Source organism: Protofrankia sp. Cas8 (assembly GCF_963555845.1).
Classification (GTDB): Bacteria; Actinomycetota; Actinomycetes; order Frankiales; family Frankiaceae; genus Protofrankia.
Map to the genome: position 1 here is coordinate 1 of NZ_CAUVXI010000028.1, position 16,547 is coordinate 16,547.

A 16,547-nucleotide genomic window follows, 5' to 3' on the forward strand; every position below is an offset into this window, starting at 1 on the left:
GGTCGCGCGGCGCTCCGACGGCGTCCCCGTCGGCCTCGGCGAGGTCCGGGGGCGCGTCCTCCCCGCCCACTGAGGGCGCCCTCCGCGCACGTCTGGACAGCGCACCACCCGACCGGGCCGTTCTCGTGTGGTGCGCTCCTCCGAAACGTGACTGTGCACCCCGCATCAACTGCCCGTGCACCCCAGGTCAAGCTGCCGCGGCCGGTCAGACACAGTGTTCGGGGTCACACGGACCGATCGCCGAGCCGGAGGGCACGCGTCATGGATCTCAACGAGCAGCTGCTGATCGGGGGCGAGTGGGTCCCGGCCCGCTCGGGTCGCCGGCTCACCACCCTCGACCCCGCGACCGGGGCACCGCTCGGCACCGTCGCCGATGCCGGCGCCGAGGACGTCGACCTCGCCGTCACCGCCGCGGCCGCCGCCTTCGCCGACCCGGCCTGGCGCGACCTCACCCCGGCAGCCCGGGCCCGCCTCCTGTGGCGGGTCGGTGACCTCATCGAGGAGAACGCCGCCGAGCTCGCTCACCTGGAGACGAGCGACCAGGGCCAGCCGCTCGGCGTCGCTGCCAACGTGAGCATCCCGTTCGCCGCCGACGTGTTCCGCTACTACGCCGGATGGTGCACCAAGATCGAGGGCAGCACGGCGCCGGTCTCGATCCCGAACACGCATTTCTACACCCGCCGCGAGCCGATCGGTGTCTGCGTGCTGATCACACCGTGGAACTTCCCCTTCATGATCGGCGCCTGGAAGGTCGCCCCGGCGCTGGCGACCGGGAACACCGTCGTCCTCAAGCCCGCGGAGCAGACCCCGCTGTCGTCCCTGTGGCTCGGGCGGCTCGCCCTCGAGGCGGGCATCCCGGCCGGCGTGATCAACGTCCTGACGGGCGGCCCCGAGGCCGGCAAGGCCCTCGTCGCCCACGACGGGGTCCGCAAGATCTCCTTCACCGGCTCCTCGGAGGTGGGCCGCGAAATCGTCCGCGCGTCCGCCGGCAACCTCAAGCGGGTCAGCCTCGAGCTCGGGGGCAAGGCGCCGAGCATCGTCGCCCGGGACGCCGACCTCGCCAAGGCGGTGCCCGGCAACCTCCAGGGTGCCCTGCTCAACAGCGGCCAGGTCTGCAAGGCGTACACCCGCTTCTTCGTCCACCGCAGCATCGCGGACGACTTCGCCGAGCAGCTCGCCGCCGCCGCCGAAACGCTGAAGGTCGGCCCGGGCCTGGAGGAGGACACCGTCCTGGGCCCGCTCGTGTCCGCGGAGCACCTCGCCCGGGTTGAGTCCCTCGTCGGCGCAGGGGTCTCGGAGGGCGCCCGCCTTGTCGGCGGCGGCACGCGTCGCGCCGACCTGGGCGAGGGCTACTTCTTCGCTCCCACCGTCTTCACCGACGTCAAGGACTCCATGACGATCGCCCGCACCGAGATCTTCGGCCCCGTGCTGTCGGTGCTCCCGTACGACGACGAGAGCGAACTCGTCCACCGGGCCAACGACACCGAGTACGGGCTCGCGGCATCCGTCTGGACCGACGACCTGTCCACGGCGCACCGGCTCGCGGCGCAGATCGACGCCGGGACCGTCTACGTGAACATGCTTCCCCTCCTCGACCCCGCCGCCGTCCACGGCGGCTTCGGTGCCAGCGGCTCCGGCCTCGAGCTCGGGCCCGCGAGCATCAACGAGTTCACCCGAACGAAGGGCGTGTGGCTCGGCCTGTGACGCACCCCGCACTTCCTTCTGCACCCACCCGCTTCCCACCGACGACGACGGACGACGAGGAGGAGGAGCCACGATGAAGACGAAGGGCGCCATCTGTTGGGGTCCCGGACAGCCCTGGCAGGTCGAGGAGCTCGACATGGGCGACCCGGTCGCCGGTGAGGTGCAGGTGCGGCTCGCGTCCTCGGGGATGTGCCACTCCGACGAACACCTGCGCGCCGGAGACGCCCCCTCCCCCTACCCGCTGCTCGGCGGCCACGAGGGCGCCGGAGTGGTGACGAAGACCGGCCCCGGGGTGACGTCGCTGCGCGAGGGCGACCATGTGGTGACAGTGTTCATCCCGGCCTGCGGACGGTGCGTCTGGTGCGCTCGAGGTCAGTCGAACATCTGCGACTACGGCGCGAAGATCATGGGCGGCATCTCGATCGCCGACGAGACCTTCCGGACGACGGTCAAGGGACAGGGTGCCGCTCCGATGGCTCTGCTCGGGACGTTCTCCCCGTACGTGACCATCCACGAGTCGCAAGCGGTCAAGATCCGCGACGACGTCCCGCTCGAGTACGCGTCGCTGCTGTCGTGCGGTGTCCCGACCGGTTACGGCTCAGCGACGAAGGTGGCCGACGTCCGGGCCGGCGAGACCGTGGTCGTCGTCGGCGCGGGTGGCATCGGCACGAACGCCGTCTACGGTGCAGCCTCCGCAGGCGCGGCGCGCGTCATCGTCGTGGACCCCGCACCGGTCAAGGAGAGCCTGACGAAGAACTTCGGGGCAACGCACTGGTTCGCCTCGATGGACGCCGCGCTCGAGCCGGTGCGCGAGATGACGTGGGGTGTGATGGCCGACAAGGTCATCCTCTCCGTCGGAGAACTCCGGCCGGAGATGGTGCAGCAGGCACTGGCCCTCACGTCCAAGGGCGGCGTCCTGGTGCTCACCTGCCTGGGCAAGGTGAGCATCGACCACGTCGCCCTGGAGCCGTTCTGGCTCTCGATGATGAACAAGCAGATCCGCGGCACCGTCTTCGGCGGGATGAACCCGCGCTCCGATATTCCCCGGATCCTCGACCTCTACAAGGCCGGCCGGTACCCGCTCGAGCAAGTGGTGACCCGGGAGTACCGGCTCGAGCAGATCAACGAGGGCTACGCGGACATGCTTGCGGGCGTCAACGTCCGCGGCCTCATCCGTTACGGGCAGGACGACTACTGACGGATCGGGCCGCCCTCGCCGGTCTCCGTCCTCGCGTCCGCAGCAACCGGTCGACGTTTCCCCGGTGCGCCACCCGACGGCCGCACCGGTGCACGCCGCGCTCCACCACCCTTCCTGTCACCACCAAGGAGATCCTATGAGGGCATTACCTCTGCGCGGCGCCGCGATGACGGGCGTCCTCGCGCTCGTTCTCGCCGCGTGCGGCTCCGCCAAGAGCGGCGCGGACTCGGACCTCGCGTCCCTCTCGCCCGCCGGCGGGGTGAAATGCGGCCTCGCGAACGGGAAGAAGGCGACCGGAACCACGATCAAGGTCGGCGCCATCGTGACGATGTCCGGCGGTATCGACTTCTCCACGTCCCCCAAGACGGCCCAAGCGTACTTCGACTGCGTGAACGCCAACGGCGGCATCAACGGCCGTCCGATCCAGTACACCATGGAGGACGACGCTCTCGACCCGCAAAAGGCCTCCGCCCTCGCCTCGAAGTTCGCCGCCGACCCGAACATCGTCGCGATGGCCGGCGGCGCTTCCTTCATCGCGTGCGCCGGCAACCAGCCGATCTTCGAGAAGGCGAACCTCTACGACATACTGGGCGTCGGCGTCCCGAAGCCGTGCTTCTACTCCAAGAACATGTCGGCATTGAACGCCGGCCCGCGGCTGTCGCTCATCTCGGCGGCCCAGATGCAGGTCAAGGATTTCGGCATCAAGAGCTTCGCCTCCGGCGGCTACACGATCCCCGGTCTGGGCGATTGGGTCAGGGACGGCGCCGAGCAGTACGCCCAGAGCTCGGGGATCACGCTGTCGTACTTCGGCCTCGTCCCGCCGCCCATCACGGACGCGACGAGCGTGGTCACCCAGCTCGCCGAGAAGAAGCCGGATGCGATGATCCTCGGCTTCACCGCGCCCGACAACGCGACGTACCTCAAGGCCGCCGAGCAGCAGGGCCTCGCCGACAAGGTCCACTTCTCATCCCTGACCCCTTCGTATGACACGACCTTCCCGAGCCAGATCGGGCCGACCTGGAACGGGAAGTTCTACTCGAACTCCGAGTTCGCGCTGCTCAACTCCACCGGCGCCGACAACCTCAACTGGCGCGAGGTGCTGAAGAAGTACGGGTCCACCGACCAGCCCCGGGACTCGTTCTCCCAGGGCGGCTACCTCGCCGCCCGCGTCCTCGTCGAGGCCCTGCTCAAGCTCGACCCGGCGACGATCAACCGAGCCACCGTGAGCACGGCCATCCAGGGCATCAAGGGCTTCAAGAGCGACATGCTCTGCACCCCCTGGTATTTCTCGGGCCCGGGCGGACACAACAACGCGAACCACCAGTTGCGCAACGTCAAGCTCGACGCGTCCGGCACATACGTCTCGGCGGCCGGCTGCTTCGAGACCGACGACCCCGCGCTGTCGGACATCCTCGCCGCCGAGAAGTCGGACCCGAGCCTTCTCGGGAACTGAACTGGCCGGTTCGCAGCCGAGCCGGCCCGCCCGGTGCCGGGCCGCAGGACCATCCCCGCGGCCCGGCACCGGCCAAGCGTCGCTGCCAGGAGGCACTGTGCTCCCCTTCCTCGTCGCCGGGCTCGCCCTCGGCTCCATGTACGCCCTCTCGGGCACCGGCCTGGTGCTCCTGTACCGGGCCTCCGGGACGCTGAACCTCGCCCAGGGCGCCTTCGGCGCGATCGCCGTGCTCGTCTCCTGGGAGTTGAACGAGGTGTACAACGTCGCCCAGGGACCTGCGCTCGTGGCTGGGTTCCTGCTCGCGCCGGCGCTGTCGGTGCTCTGGGGGTGGCTCGTCGGGCCGCGGTTGTCCTCGCGCGAGCCCGTCGTCCGAGCCACGGCCACCCTCGGTCCGGCGCTTGCCCTCCTCGGCCTGGCGAACTATCACTGGAACGACAAGGCCCGCACCCTGCGGTTACCGACGGACCTGGCCGGGTTCGATGCCGCAGGGGTCCGGATCTCGCTCACGCAGGTCCTCGCCCTGGTGCTGACCCTCGGCACGACCGCGGTGGCGACCGTGCTGCTGCGGGTGACCCGGACGGGCACCGCGATGCGGGCTCTCGCCGACGACCGTGAGCTGTCGAGCATGCTGGGAGTCAGGGTCCGGCGCGTGGAGGTGCTCGCGTGGGCCGTGTCGGGGGTCCTCGCCGGCGCGAGCGCGATCCTGCTCGCCGGCCTCACGGTGCTGTCGGCGGGCAACCTCACCTTCCTGGTGATCCCGGCCCTCGCCGCGGCTCTGATGGGGCGCCTCGTGTCTCTGTGGGCAACGCTCGCCGGCGGCCTCGGGATCGGCGTGCTTCAGGCCGCGGTGATACCGGTCGCCGCGCTGTCGCCGTACCGCAACGTCATCCCGTTCGTCTGCGCGGTCGCCATGACCCTGTGGCTGAGCCGGCGCGTCACGTACACGACGCGGACGGGGTCGGTATGAGTGCGCGCCTCCCACTGCCTCCCCGCAGGGCCACCGCCGGCGTGGTGGTCGCCGCCGCCGCCCTGACCGTCATCGCACCGTTCGCGGTCGGGGAGTACTGGACCAAGGTGCTCCTGCTGTGCGTCGTGTACGCCGTGGCGGCGGCCGGCGCCCAGGTGCTCTACGGCCGCCTCGGGTTCGTCTCGCTCAACCAGATCGCGCTCGTCGGCGTCGGCGGGTGGGTCTTCCTGCGGGTCGGGCACGCCATTGCGCTGCCGCATCCGATGCTGCTCATTGTGGCCGGGCTCGTGACGGCCGCCGTGGGCGTGCTCATCGGGCTGCCGAGCCTGCGCCTCAGCGGGCTGCCCCTGGCGCTGGTCACACTTATGGCTGCGGCAGCCTTCGAGGTCGTCTTCTCCGCGGTGGGCTTCCCGAACGGCGGCCCGGGCATCATCGGCACGGTCAGCGGGGGCGACCTGCCCGTCGCGCTGCCCCGTCCGGGCTGGCTGGCCTCGGACGAGACGCTGCTGGTCTACACGACCGCCGTGGCCGCGGTCTGCTTCACGCTGCTGTGGCTGCTCGTCCGCAGCCGGGCCGGCCGGGCCTGGATGGCCATCGGCCAGTCCGTCCCCGCGGCGCTCGCCACCGGGGTCGACGTCACCCGGTACCGGGTCCTCGCGCTCGCGGCGACGTCCTTCGTCACCGGGGTCAGCGGCGGGCTGCTCGCGACCGGCGACGGCCGGCTCGACCCGGTGAGCTTCCCGGCCCAGCAGTCGATCGTCCTGTTCGCCGTCGTCCTCATCGGCGGTGGCTACAGCCTTCTCGGCGCCGCCCTGGCAGGGCTCCTCTACGCCGGTCTCCCCGCCGTCCTGGACCAGTTGGGCCTGCAGGGGAATCTCATCCTCGTCGTCTTCGGCGCCGGGCTCGTGCACTCGCTCGTCACCGCGCCGCAGGGCATCGCCGGGCAGCTGCTCGGACTCGCCCGCCGACGGCGTCCACCGGCCGCTGACCCCGTGCAGCGGTCCACCCCCGCAGCCGCACCCGAGCCGTTGGAGGAAGTGACCAGGCATGCTTGAGCTCACCGGCATCACCGTGCAGTTCGACGGCGTCCGACCGCTCGACGACGTCACCCTGCGCGTCGCCCCAGGCGTCACCGGGCTCGTCGGACCGAATGGAGCCGGCAAGACCACCCTGCTCAACGTGTTGTCCGGTTTCGTCAGGCCGTCCGCGGGCACGGTCACCGCTCATGGCGACCGTCTCGACCGCCTCTCGCCGCACCGCCGTGCCCGGTGGGGGCTGCGCCGCAGCTTCCAGGCCGAGCAACTCGTCCTCACCCTGTCCGTGCGAGACAACGTCCGGGTCGTCGCGGAGAACCTCGGCGCACCACCCCAGGACGTCGACCGGGTCCTCGACGCCGTCGGCCTGGATGACCGCAGCCGCGCCGCGGGCGTCCTGAGCATGCTGGAACGACGCCTGCTCGAGTTCGCCCGCGCCATGGTCGGCACCCCCCGTCTGGTCTGCCTCGACGAGCCCGGTGCCGGGCTCGCGGAGGCGGACGCGCGGCGGCTCGTCCCCCTGATCGACGCGCTGGCGGCGAGCGGCGACGTCGTCGTCCTGCTCGTCGACCACGATATGGACCTGGTGCAGACCGTGTGCCGGGAGCTCGCGGTCCTCGACTTCGGCCGGCTCATCGCCACCGGCCCCACGGCGCAGGTCCTCACCGACCCCGTCGTCGCCCGTGCCTATCTGGGAACCGAGGAGGTCCTCGCATGAGTGACACCCAGCCACCCGCCGGACCGGAGCTGCCCGCCGGGCCCGGTGACACTCTCGTCATCGATGAGCTCACGGTGGCGCGCGGCGGGCGTGACGTGCTGCGCGGGGTGTCGCTCACGGTGCCGCGCGGGGAGATCACCGCGCTCCTCGGACCGAACGGGGCGGGCAAGTCCAGCCTCGTCCTCGCCGTCGCCGGCATCCTGCCCGCCCGGGCGGGACACGTGAGGGTCGGCACGACGCGGCTGCTCGGGCTGACCCCGGACAAGGTGCGCGCCCACGGCGTCGCGGTCGTCCCGGAGGGCCATCGTGTCCTGCGCACCCTCACCGTGTCCGACAACCTGCGCGTCGCGGCCGGCCGGATGACCAAGGACGACGAGGCTGCTGGCCGCGAGCGGGTGCTCGCGCTGTTCCCCGAGCTGCGCGACCTCCTGGACCGCGAGGCGGGCAAGCTGTCCGGCGGCCAGCAGCAGATGGTCGCGCTCGCTCAGTCCGTCCTCGACCCACCGGACTTCCTGGTCATCGACGAGCTGTCGCTGGGGCTCGCGCCTGTGGTCGTGCGGCGCCTCGTGCCGACGCTCTCGCAGATCGCGGCATCCGGGGTCGGGGTCCTGCTGATCGAGCAGTTCACGACGGTCGCGCTCTCCGTCGCCTCGACCGCCGGGGTCTTGGTCCGCGGCCGGCTGCGCCTCGTCGAGAGCGCCGAGACGCTCAGGTCACGGCCGGAGCTCGTCCATGAGGCATACCTCGCCTCGGCCTCGGCCGACCTCACCGCGTCACCGGTCGAGGTAGCGCGCGCATCCGGTACTCCCGCGGACTGAGGCCGAACGCGGTGCGGAAGGACCGACTGAACACGGCGGCGTCGAACATGCCCCAGCGGGCGGCGAGCGCCGCGACGGAGAAGCGGACGAGCATGGGGTCGGCGAGGTCTCGGCGACAGCCTTCGAGCCGGCGGTCCTTGATCCAGCGGGAGACGCTCGTGCCGTCTTCGGCGAAGAGCTGGTGCAAGTAGCGCAGCGAGATGTGGTGGGCGGCCGCGATCGTCTCCGGCGAGAGCTCCGGGTCCCCGAGCCTCAGGTCGAGCCACTCCTGGATCGCGAGCCGGCGCGCGGTACTGACCCGTTCCGGCTCACCCGGTGCGACGGCGGCGCGCTGCCGGTAGACGGTCTCGAGCAGGGCCAGGACGTTGAGGGCGATCCGCGGGGGCAGCACCTCGGCCTCAGTGCCCATCGTCTCGGCGAGGGCACGCATGAACGGGGAGACGACTGCGCCGAGGCCGTCGGTCCCGCTGACCCTGATTGCCGTGAGCCGGTTGACGGTGTCACGGGGTAGCCCGAGGCCGTCCCCGGGGAACATCACGACGAACGCGCCGAAGCCGGTCGGGTCGTCGAAACTCAGGGTGTACGGCCGAGTGGTGTCGTAGAGCGTGAAGTCGCCGGGGCGCATCTCCGCCTCCCTGCCGTCCTGGCCGATCCGACCCGAACCGCGCAGTTGCAGGCAGACCTTGAGCAGGCCGGGGTCGTTGCGCGCGATCCCGCGTCGGGTCCGCTGGACCTGATGGGGCGCGGCCGTCACGAGGGAGAGCTGGACGTCGCCCAGGCTCACGTTGACGATCTCTCCCTGGAAGCCGGCCGGGGTGCCGGTCCGACACTCCAGGGGGACGAACGTCGAGGAGACGGCGTCGTTCCAGTAGTCGAAACCCTCCCGGGCATCGACCGCGGTCGTGGTCAGCCGGGTGGTCGGCGTCGAGCTCATCGGGCCTCCTGGCGTCGCCGCCAGTGTGCGGGGTACGGATCGGACGGTCAGGTCAGACGGTCCGGGCCTCCGCGGGGAGGCCGAGGGTCCGGTGCGCGGCGTCGATCAGCGCCGCCGGGGACGTGGTAACAGCGGCGACGTGCCCGTCGGGACGCACCAGCCAGGTCTCGCCGTCCCGGATGCCGAGACAACGGCGCGCGAGACCGTCAACCGTGAGTGCGTCGATGTCCACGACAGTCACGGGCACCGGCAGCGACGACAACGCATCCGTCGCCTCCGGGACCGTGGGCGGCCCCCCGGTGACGACGGCGAGCAGGCCGTCCCGGATGAGCTGGCGGAACCGGGTGATCTGTGGCCGGCCCCACGCCGTGCACGGGAAGTCGGGGACGAGGACCCCCGGCGCGGGCGCCGGGTACTCACCCTTGGGCGGGCGGGTCGGTGCCGGCCGGGTCGGATCGGGGGTCACGAGCGGAGAGCCGTGGTACCAGAAGGGCTCGGCGAGCCGCCCGGAGTCGACGAGCGGATGGACCGACGGGTCCTCAAGGGCGCGCTCGAGGACGGCCAGCCGATGCGCGGCCGCCGCCTCGTCACGCGGGACCAGGAAGTCCATCGTCGCGGTCGAGACGGCGATGTTCTCTGCCGCCGCGGCAATGCGCTCGTCGTGGTAGCTCTCCAGCAGGCTCTCCGCGTCACCCCAGCCGTTGCGGGCAAAGGCGATCTTCCAGGCGGCGTTCTCGGCGTCCTGCACGCCCGAGTTCATGCCACGGGCCCCGAACGGGGACACCAGATGCGCGAAGTCTCCGGCCAGAAGCACCCGTCCCACCCGGAGCCGGTTCGCGCAGCGCGCGTGGAAGCGGTAGACGGACTTCCAGACGATCTCGTAGTCGCGCTCCCCGACGATCCTGCGGATCCGCCGCTCGAGGGCTCCCGAGGCCTCCTCCTGCGCGAGGTCGTACCCGGGCGCGACCTGCCAGTCGATGCGGTACACCGAGTCCGGACACGGATGCACGAGGACCTGGCGCCCCGGATTCCACTCGGGATCGAAGTAGAAGCGCCGCTCGCGGGCCCAGTCCCCCAGGTCCGTACGGATGTCGCAGATGAGGAACGGGTCGGTGAACGACTCGCCGTCGAACCCCACCCCCAGGATTCGGCGCAGCGCGTCCCCGCGCGAGCCCGCGCAGGCGACGGCATGGCTGCCCCGTAGCGTCGTGACGCCGTCGCCGGTGCGGCACACGACGACGATGCCGGTGCCGTCCTGCCGAAGGTCGACGACCTCGTGCCCCCAGCGGACGTCGATGAACGGGTTGGCCGCGAGCCGTTCGTCGAGGAGGTCCTCCGTGCGGGTCTGAGAGATGTTCACGAACGCGGGCAGCGGCGAGGCTCCCCTGTCGATCCACCGCGTCGCGAAGATCTCCCGTTCACGGAACATCGTGCGGCCGATGGTCCAGGTGACGCCCTCGGCGGCGATCCGGTCGCCAGCCCCGACCGCGCACCACACGTCGATGACGTCACGTTGCTGCACCAGGGCCTTGCTGCCCACCAGGTCGCGTTGCGCCCGGGCGTCGAGGACGACGACGGGCACCCCCCACCGGGCCAGGAGCAGCGCTGCGGTCTGGCCCACCGGGCCGGCCCCGATCACGAGAACCGGGTCCTCGCGAGGAGTTCCGGCGGGCCCCGGCCGGTCCGTGCCCGACCGGCCGGGGACCCTCGCCCGGGGGACGTTACTGTCCATCGTCGTCACTCTCCCGTGTCCGCGTTCAGGCCTGCAGTTCGTCCCAGACCTCGCGGTCACGCTGCGATGTCCAGATCCGGGGCCAGTCGATCCCGTTCAGCTCGTCCCACAGTCGGGCGACGTCGAAGGGCATGCAGTGCTCGAAGATCGGCCAGCGGCCGAAGTCGTCCACGAGGGCCGCGTGCGTCGCCTCGAAGGCCTCCTTGAGCGACCCGCCCCGGTCGTGCACGGCGCCGGCCTCGCGCAGCATCGTCAGCAGGAAGCGGCGGGTCTGCTCGACCGCCGCGTCGACGGCGTCCCGACCGCGGGCGACGCCTCCGCGCCCGCCGACCAGCGCCTCCGCGTCGAAGGCACGGACCGCGTCGAGGGTGCCGGTGGACCAGTCCCGGTGGAACGCGTCCCCGGTGTACAGGGCGGCCTGAGCCTCGACGAGGTCGCCGGCGAAGAGCACCCGGTCCTTCGGAAGCCAGGCGACGATGTCGCCCGCGGTGTGGCCGCGCCCGCAGTACTGAAGGACGAGGTCCCCCCGGTCGCCGCCGAGGTCGATCGTGAGCCGGTCCGTGAAGGTGACGTCCGGCCAGGTGAGCCCCGGGATGGACGCCGGCTCCTTGAACAGGCGCGGCATCCGGCCGAACTCGCTCTCCCAGTCCTGTTCCCCGCGTTCGGCGATCAGTCGCCGGGTCTGCTCGTGGGCGATGATCGTCTCCGCCCCGAAGGCGCTCGCCCCGAGCACCCGCACCGCGTGGTAGTGGCTCAGCACGAGGTACTTCACCGGCTTCTCGGTGTGCTCGCGCAGCAAGGCGATCCAGTCCCGGGCCGCGACCGGCGTCGCCCTGGCCTCGAACGCGACGAGGAAGTCCTCGCCCTCGACCGCACCGATGTTGGGGTCGCCCTCGGCGGTGAGGGCGTAAACCCCGTCGGCGAGGACCTCGAGCCTCTCGGTCTTCTCGGCGAGGTCCGCGGAGGAGGCAAAGGGCTTGACGGCCATGCGAGGCTCCGTTCTGTTTTAGAACACATGGTTCGGTATCCGAGTACCGATCCCAGGCAAGGTAAGCCTCAGCAACCCTGCTCGTAAAGGGTTTGACGAACTTGACGCCTCGGGAGGCACCTCGTGACCCACCACGCGGTCGACGGCACGCGGTCCCAGACACTCCATCGCGGGCTCATCCTGCTGGCCCTCGTCGCGGAGGCATCGGCCCCGCCGACGCTGCCCGACCTGGCTCATTCCATTGGCCTGCACCGCTCGGTCGTCTACCGGCTGCTGCGGACCCTCGAGGACCACCGCCTCGTCGAGCGGACCGCGGACGACCGGTACCTCGCGGGCCTGGGATTGCTCGTCCTCGGACGCGGGATCGCCGGCGACTTGCGGACGGCGGCCGCCTCGGTCCTGCCGAGCCTCGCCGACGACCTGACGATGACCGCCTTCGTCGTCGTCCGCGACCACGACGAGGTCGTGACGCTGCTGTCCGTCGAGCCCGTCGCGTCCAACGCGCACGTCACCTACCGCCCCGGCAGCCGGCACCGGGTCGACCTCGGCGCACCGGGCCTGGCCCTGCAGGCAGCCGGCCCGGCACAGCCGGACGAACGGACCGAGGTCACCGTGGCACGACGCCAGGGCTGGGCGGCGACGCACGGCGAGGTGCTACCCGGCCTGTCGGCCGTCGCTGCACCCGTGGTCACCCCGGGCGGCGCGGCGGCGGCCGTCTGCGTCGTCTTCGCCGGATCACCCGACCCAGAACCGCTCGCATCGCGGGTCATGGCAGCGGCGAGCGATGTCGCCACCCGACTGCGATGATCCGGCACGGGCCCGGTGGACGCCCAGTCGCCGCCCCGTCCGGCGGCAGTCACCCGCCGTGGAACTGGAGGGGCGCTGTTGCATTGGGCGGAGGCGGGGCGTGGTGGAGCCGTCTCGGGCGGGCGGTCAGATGGCCAGGGTGAGCTCGGTGAAGGCAGCCGTCAGCCGGTTCCGGGGGTCGGCATCGACGCCCAGTTCGTAGTGGCCGCGGCGGATGTTCTGCACGAACGCGTGCCCGGAGCCGATGATCTGTGCGGAGCGGAGGCGTTTCAGGCCGCGCATCGGCCGTAGTCGTGCCTTGAACCGGCCGTGGTCGGCCTCGATCGGATTGTTCGCGTACTGGTCGTCGACATGATGAGCGGCGGGGAGCTGTTCGTCGAGGACTCGTGGGTAGGAGGCGGCCCGGTCGGTGGTCACCTCGACGGGCCGCCGGCCGTGGGACAGGGCGCGGGTAAAGAACCGGCGGGCCGCGGCGAGATCCCGCTTCTCGGAGGCCAGCACGTCGATGACCTGGCCGAACTGGTCGACGGCCCGGTACAGGTAGGTCCATCGTCCGGCGACCTTCACATACGTTTCGTCGACGAACCAACGATCACCCGGTGTGTGCCGGCATGGCCGGGCCGCGTCGATCAGCAGCGGGGTGAACCGGCGCACCCACCGGTAGACGGTCACGTGATCAACGACCAGGCCACGCTCGGCAAGGAGCTCCTCCACATCCCGGTAGGACAAGGCGTAGCGCAGGTACCACCGCACCGCCAGGACGATCACCTCGGGAGGGAAGCGGAACCCGGCGAACTCCGACGTCGGAACCGGTGGACGGACACGACGTCGACGCATCCTCTGATCATGACTGATCGGTAGCCGAGATGGCGGACTTCGCCAACGCAACAGTGCCTGATCGAGAGAGAAGGTCGAAAATGATCAATGGGAAGCCGTCGCTTCCCTCCTTCTACTCGGTGCCCCTGGGTGGGAGCGTCAGCTGCATCGAGGGCGGCTGGAGGACTGAGGACGCCTGCGATGGACCGCCTTATGCTGTGTAACATGCCGAATCTCAACGTGTCTGTGCGGACCGCGACGCTGGCGGAGGCCCGCGCCCAGGCCGCCGCCGCGGGGCTCACTTTGTCGGCCTGGGTGGACAAGACCCTGACGGAGTCCATCTGGACCACTCGGTTTGTTCGGCAGCAGGAGCGCAACGTTGCTCTCGGCATGACACCGGCGTATCTGGACGGCGAGTACGCCCGCCTGGAGGAGCTGCGCCAGCGTGCAACAGGGTGAGGTGTGGGCGCGGGCCGACGCACCGGTCTACGTACTGATCGTGTCGGCTGACATGTACAACAGTGCCGGCACCGGGCGAGTGGTCACCTGCCCCGTCATTCCGGGCGATCCCCTGCCTCACGACGACTACGCCGCCGATGCGGGGATCACCGATCCGATCCCCGGCACGGTGCTACCCGAGCTGATCGCGTGGATCCCGACCGCTGGCCTGTCTCACCGGCTCGGGCCCATTCCGGCAGAGGCGTGGCAGCGCGTCGACCAGATCCTCCGCCGCATCCTCGGGCATTGAGCCTCCACGCGGCCGCACCTCCACGCGGCCGCCTCGATCATCTCGCAGCTGGTAGGAGCGCTTTCCGGCTGGTGATGGCGGCGGGGCGCGGGAGTTCACCGGAGGGGAGTCGGGTTGAGCCGTCCGCCGCCGGGCGGTGAAACGCCGGTCGAGGGTGACGTTGGACCGCGGCCCGCGATGGCAGACTCCCCGGGGGCAGGACGCGGAATCACAAGCGTCCGAGGACGGGTGCCGCAAGCTGGGCGGTCGCATCCTCGTTTGTGCGGAAATCCGCTCTGCACGCCCGGACCCGGTGGTCGGTGTCACGACAGCCGAAAGGGGGAAAGTCGTGGGCAACGCTCGGTCTGGGCGTATTGAGCGGTTCCTCGGTATTCTTGCCGGTTTCGTCGCACGTCGGAGGCTGTTGTTCATCGGAGTCTGGCTCGTGCTCTTCATTGTCGCCGTGCCGCTCGCCGCGATGCAGACCCACCGCCTCTCCGGCAGCGGCTGGGACGTTCCCGGCAGCTCGTCCGCACTGGCGATGGAGAGGCTGAAGGAGTTTCCCGGCCGGGAGGGCGAACCACTCGCCGTATTTGTCCAGGGCACGAACAACGCCGCTGTCGACGACCGGCTGGAAGAGGTTGCCACCGAGCTCCGGCGCTATCCAAGGCTGCTTTCGGGTGGTCCGGTCCAGCGCTTTGACGGTGGACGCGCCGCACTCGTTCCCCTGCGCGCGGTCGAACAGGAAAGAATCTTCGACTTCGCGGCCGAGCTCCGCCGGGCGCTGGTCGCCGATCGCGCGGGCGTGTCGACGCGGGTGGTCGGCGAGGCGGCGATGTGGTCGAATTTCCAGGAGGTCTCCAGGAAGCAGGTTGTCCGGGCTGAGACGGTCAGCTTCCCGCTGATGCTTCTCATTCTTCTTGCCGCGTTCGGGACGCTGCTGGCCGCGCTGACCCCGATAGCGCTGGGCCTGGTCGCTGTTGCCGTGACCGGAGCGGCGATCTATTTTCTCGCGGGCTCGTTCGAGATCTCGATCTACGTGACCAACATCGCGTCGATGGTCGGGATCGGGGTTGCCGTCGACTACTGCCTGTTCGTGGTTGCCAGCTACCGGGCCCGACTGCGTGCCGGGTGCGATGGCGGTGAGGCACTGCGTGGCGCGTTCGCGAGCGCCGGCACGGCGGTCGTCTACTCGGGTGCGACCGTCATCGTGTCGCTGGCCAGCCTCCTGTTCGTCAACGTCAACGCGATCCGTTCCATGGCGGCCGGGGCGATCATCGTCGTCGGCGTCGCGGTCCTGGCCACAACCACCCTGCTGCCCGCGCTGCTCGCCCTGGCCGGACCCCGGATCGAACGGCTACGCATCCGTTTCCCGCTACGCATCCGGCGACGACGCGTCCCGCAACGACACGTCCCGCAACGACTGACCGATGGTGACGGCGGATTCTGGGTGGGCTGGGCCGGGATGGTCATGCGTCGGCCCGCCGCCTTCCTCGTTGCCGGCGTCGCGGTCCTGCTCCTTGCGGCAAGCCCGCTGTTGAGCATCCACACCCGCAACGGTGCCCTGGAGCAGCTTCCTCCCGACGCGGAAGTCCGGCTGGCCACCAGCCAGCTCATGGCGCTGGCCGGACCGGGCGCGCTGGGAATGATGGAACTCGTCGTCTCCGGCAAGGAGGCGGCTGACCGGATCGCCGCGGATGTCGGCCGATTGGACGGGGTCGCCGCCGTTGCGCCGCCGGTCGCTTTCGCCGGGCACTATCTCGTCGAGGTCACCCCCGCCGCCGACCCCGAATCGGACCAGGCCCGCGCCCTGCTCGCCACGGTGACGGCCCTCAGCGGAAAGGACGCGGACATCGGTGGTACCACCTCGTTTGAAGCCGCAATGGACCGAGCCATCTTCGGGGATCTCTGGAAGATTGTTCTCTTCATTCTGGTTTTCTCCTATCTAGTCCTGATTTTCCTCTTCCGCAGTGTGCTGCTGCCCCTCAAAGCCGTCATAATGAATATTCTCTCGGTCGGCGTGGCCTATGGGGTCCTCGTCGCGATATTCCAGTGGGGTTGGCTCGACTGGCTCGGTTTCTCCTCGCCCGGGTATATCGACTCGATCGTGCCCGTCCTGCTTCTGGCGATTGTCTTCGGCCTGTCTATGGACTATGAGGTGTTTCTCCTGACCCGCATCCGCGAGCGGTATCTTGCCGGCGCGGACAATGCCACCGCCGTCGGGCAGGGTCTGGCCGCCAGCGCTCGGACGATCACGGTTGCCGCACTCATCATGGTCACCGTTTTCGGTTCATTCGCCTTTGCCGCGGGTACCTCACCCAGAGAACTCGGCGTGGGCCTGGCCACCGCCATCCTGGTCGATGCGACCATCGTCCGTCTTGTCGTCGTCCCGGCGATGATGAAGCTTCTCGGCGATTGGAACTGGTGGTTCCCGACGCGGCGGACGCCGGGGGCCGTATCCGTGCCGCCGCGCCGGCCGCCCGCGCGGCGTGAAGAGGCTGCCTGAGCCGTCTGGGCCACGATCGGAAAGCAGGCTGAGCCGCGCGCCGCATGGGCGTCTCGACCGACGGACGCTTGGTATAACCTGAAGCACCTTCCACCTCGGCCCGCGGATAGTGATCATTGACGGCGGTGTCATGCGCGCCTGGCTT

Annotated in this window: 15 protein-coding genes; 11 read left to right on the top strand and 4 right to left on the bottom strand. The window is 70.3% G+C overall.

Annotated features, from left to right (window positions below; genetic code table 11):
- The first annotated feature begins 261 nt into the window (after positions 1-261).
- The 7 genes from U9977_RS06845 (at position 262) to U9977_RS06875 (ending at position 7,892) form a co-directional block, all read left to right on the top strand.
- Positions 262-1,704, top strand: a complete 1,443-nt coding sequence (locus tag U9977_RS06845; RefSeq protein WP_322748333.1) for an aldehyde dehydrogenase family protein — start codon at positions 262-264, stop codon at positions 1,702-1,704.
- Positions 1,705-1,777: 73 nt separating this feature from the next.
- Positions 1,778-2,902, top strand: a complete 1,125-nt coding sequence (locus U9977_RS06850; RefSeq protein ID WP_322748334.1) for an NDMA-dependent alcohol dehydrogenase — start codon at positions 1,778-1,780, stop codon at positions 2,900-2,902.
- Between the two features lie 136 nt (positions 2,903-3,038).
- On the top strand, positions 3,039-4,355 hold the full coding sequence (locus U9977_RS06855; protein ID WP_322748335.1) for an ABC transporter substrate-binding protein: 1,317 nt from the start codon (positions 3,039-3,041) through the stop codon (positions 4,353-4,355).
- Between the two features lie 97 nt (positions 4,356-4,452).
- Positions 4,453-5,322 (top strand): branched-chain amino acid ABC transporter permease, encoded by an 870-nt coding sequence (locus U9977_RS06860; protein WP_322748336.1) that lies wholly within the window; start codon positions 4,453-4,455, stop codon positions 5,320-5,322.
- Entirely contained in the window at positions 5,319-6,377 is a 1,059-nt protein-coding gene (locus U9977_RS06865) for a branched-chain amino acid ABC transporter permease (RefSeq protein WP_322748337.1), read from the top strand. Before U9977_RS06860 ends, U9977_RS06865 begins: the two co-directional genes overlap by 4 nt.
- Positions 6,370-7,074, top strand: coding sequence for an ABC transporter ATP-binding protein (locus U9977_RS06870; RefSeq protein ID WP_322748338.1), 705 nt, complete (start codon positions 6,370-6,372; stop codon positions 7,072-7,074). Before U9977_RS06865 ends, U9977_RS06870 begins: the two co-directional genes overlap by 8 nt.
- Complete coding sequence (locus U9977_RS06875) at positions 7,071-7,892, top strand: ABC transporter ATP-binding protein (protein ID WP_322748339.1); 822 nt, start codon at positions 7,071-7,073, stop codon at positions 7,890-7,892. Before U9977_RS06870 ends, U9977_RS06875 begins: the two co-directional genes overlap by 4 nt.
- On the opposite strand, the gene U9977_RS06880 is transcribed toward U9977_RS06875, so the two are convergent.
- From U9977_RS06880 to U9977_RS06890, 3 genes are read right to left on the bottom strand one after another with little or no spacing between them, the layout of a single operon-like run.
- Positions 7,840-8,826 (bottom strand): helix-turn-helix domain-containing protein, encoded by a 987-nt coding sequence (locus U9977_RS06880; RefSeq protein ID WP_322748340.1) that lies wholly within the window; start codon positions 8,824-8,826, stop codon positions 7,840-7,842. The two genes, U9977_RS06875 and U9977_RS06880, sit on opposite strands and share 53 nt — an antisense overlap.
- A gap of 52 nt (positions 8,827-8,878) precedes the next feature.
- Positions 8,879-10,558, bottom strand: a complete 1,680-nt coding sequence (locus U9977_RS06885; protein ID WP_322748341.1) for an FAD-dependent monooxygenase — start codon at positions 10,556-10,558, stop codon at positions 8,879-8,881.
- A 25-nt stretch (positions 10,559-10,583) separates the two neighbouring features.
- Complete coding sequence (locus U9977_RS06890) at positions 10,584-11,546, bottom strand: MBL fold metallo-hydrolase (protein WP_322748342.1); 963 nt, start codon at positions 11,544-11,546, stop codon at positions 10,584-10,586.
- A gap of 123 nt (positions 11,547-11,669) precedes the next feature.
- Here U9977_RS06890 and U9977_RS06895 point away from each other — a divergent pair, with 123 nt between their 5' ends.
- Positions 11,670-12,353 carry an IclR family transcriptional regulator gene (locus U9977_RS06895; protein WP_322748343.1) on the top strand — a complete coding sequence of 228 codons (684 nt, stop codon included), beginning with the start codon at positions 11,670-11,672 and terminating at the stop codon, positions 12,351-12,353.
- Between the two features lie 126 nt (positions 12,354-12,479).
- Here U9977_RS06895 and U9977_RS06900 read toward each other — a convergent pair whose 3' ends face one another.
- The gene (locus U9977_RS06900) at positions 12,480-13,190 is read right to left on the bottom strand and encodes an IS6 family transposase (protein WP_322748344.1); all 711 of its coding nucleotides are present in this window, start codon (positions 13,188-13,190) and stop codon (positions 12,480-12,482) included.
- 204 nt (positions 13,191-13,394) lie between these two features.
- Here U9977_RS06900 and U9977_RS06905 point away from each other — a divergent pair, with 204 nt between their 5' ends.
- From U9977_RS06905 to U9977_RS06915, 3 genes are all read left to right on the top strand, one after another.
- The gene (locus U9977_RS06905; RefSeq protein ID WP_322748345.1) at positions 13,395-13,628 is read left to right on the top strand and encodes a hypothetical protein; all 234 of its coding nucleotides are present in this window, start codon (positions 13,395-13,397) and stop codon (positions 13,626-13,628) included.
- On the top strand, positions 13,615-13,917 hold the full coding sequence (locus U9977_RS06910) for a type II toxin-antitoxin system PemK/MazF family toxin (protein WP_322748346.1): 303 nt from the start codon (positions 13,615-13,617) through the stop codon (positions 13,915-13,917). Before U9977_RS06905 ends, U9977_RS06910 begins: the two co-directional genes overlap by 14 nt.
- Before the next feature lie 328 nt (positions 13,918-14,245).
- Positions 14,246-16,402, top strand: coding sequence for an MMPL family transporter (locus tag U9977_RS06915; RefSeq protein ID WP_322748347.1), 2,157 nt, complete (start codon positions 14,246-14,248; stop codon positions 16,400-16,402).
- The last annotated feature ends 145 nt before the right edge of the window (positions 16,403-16,547 follow it).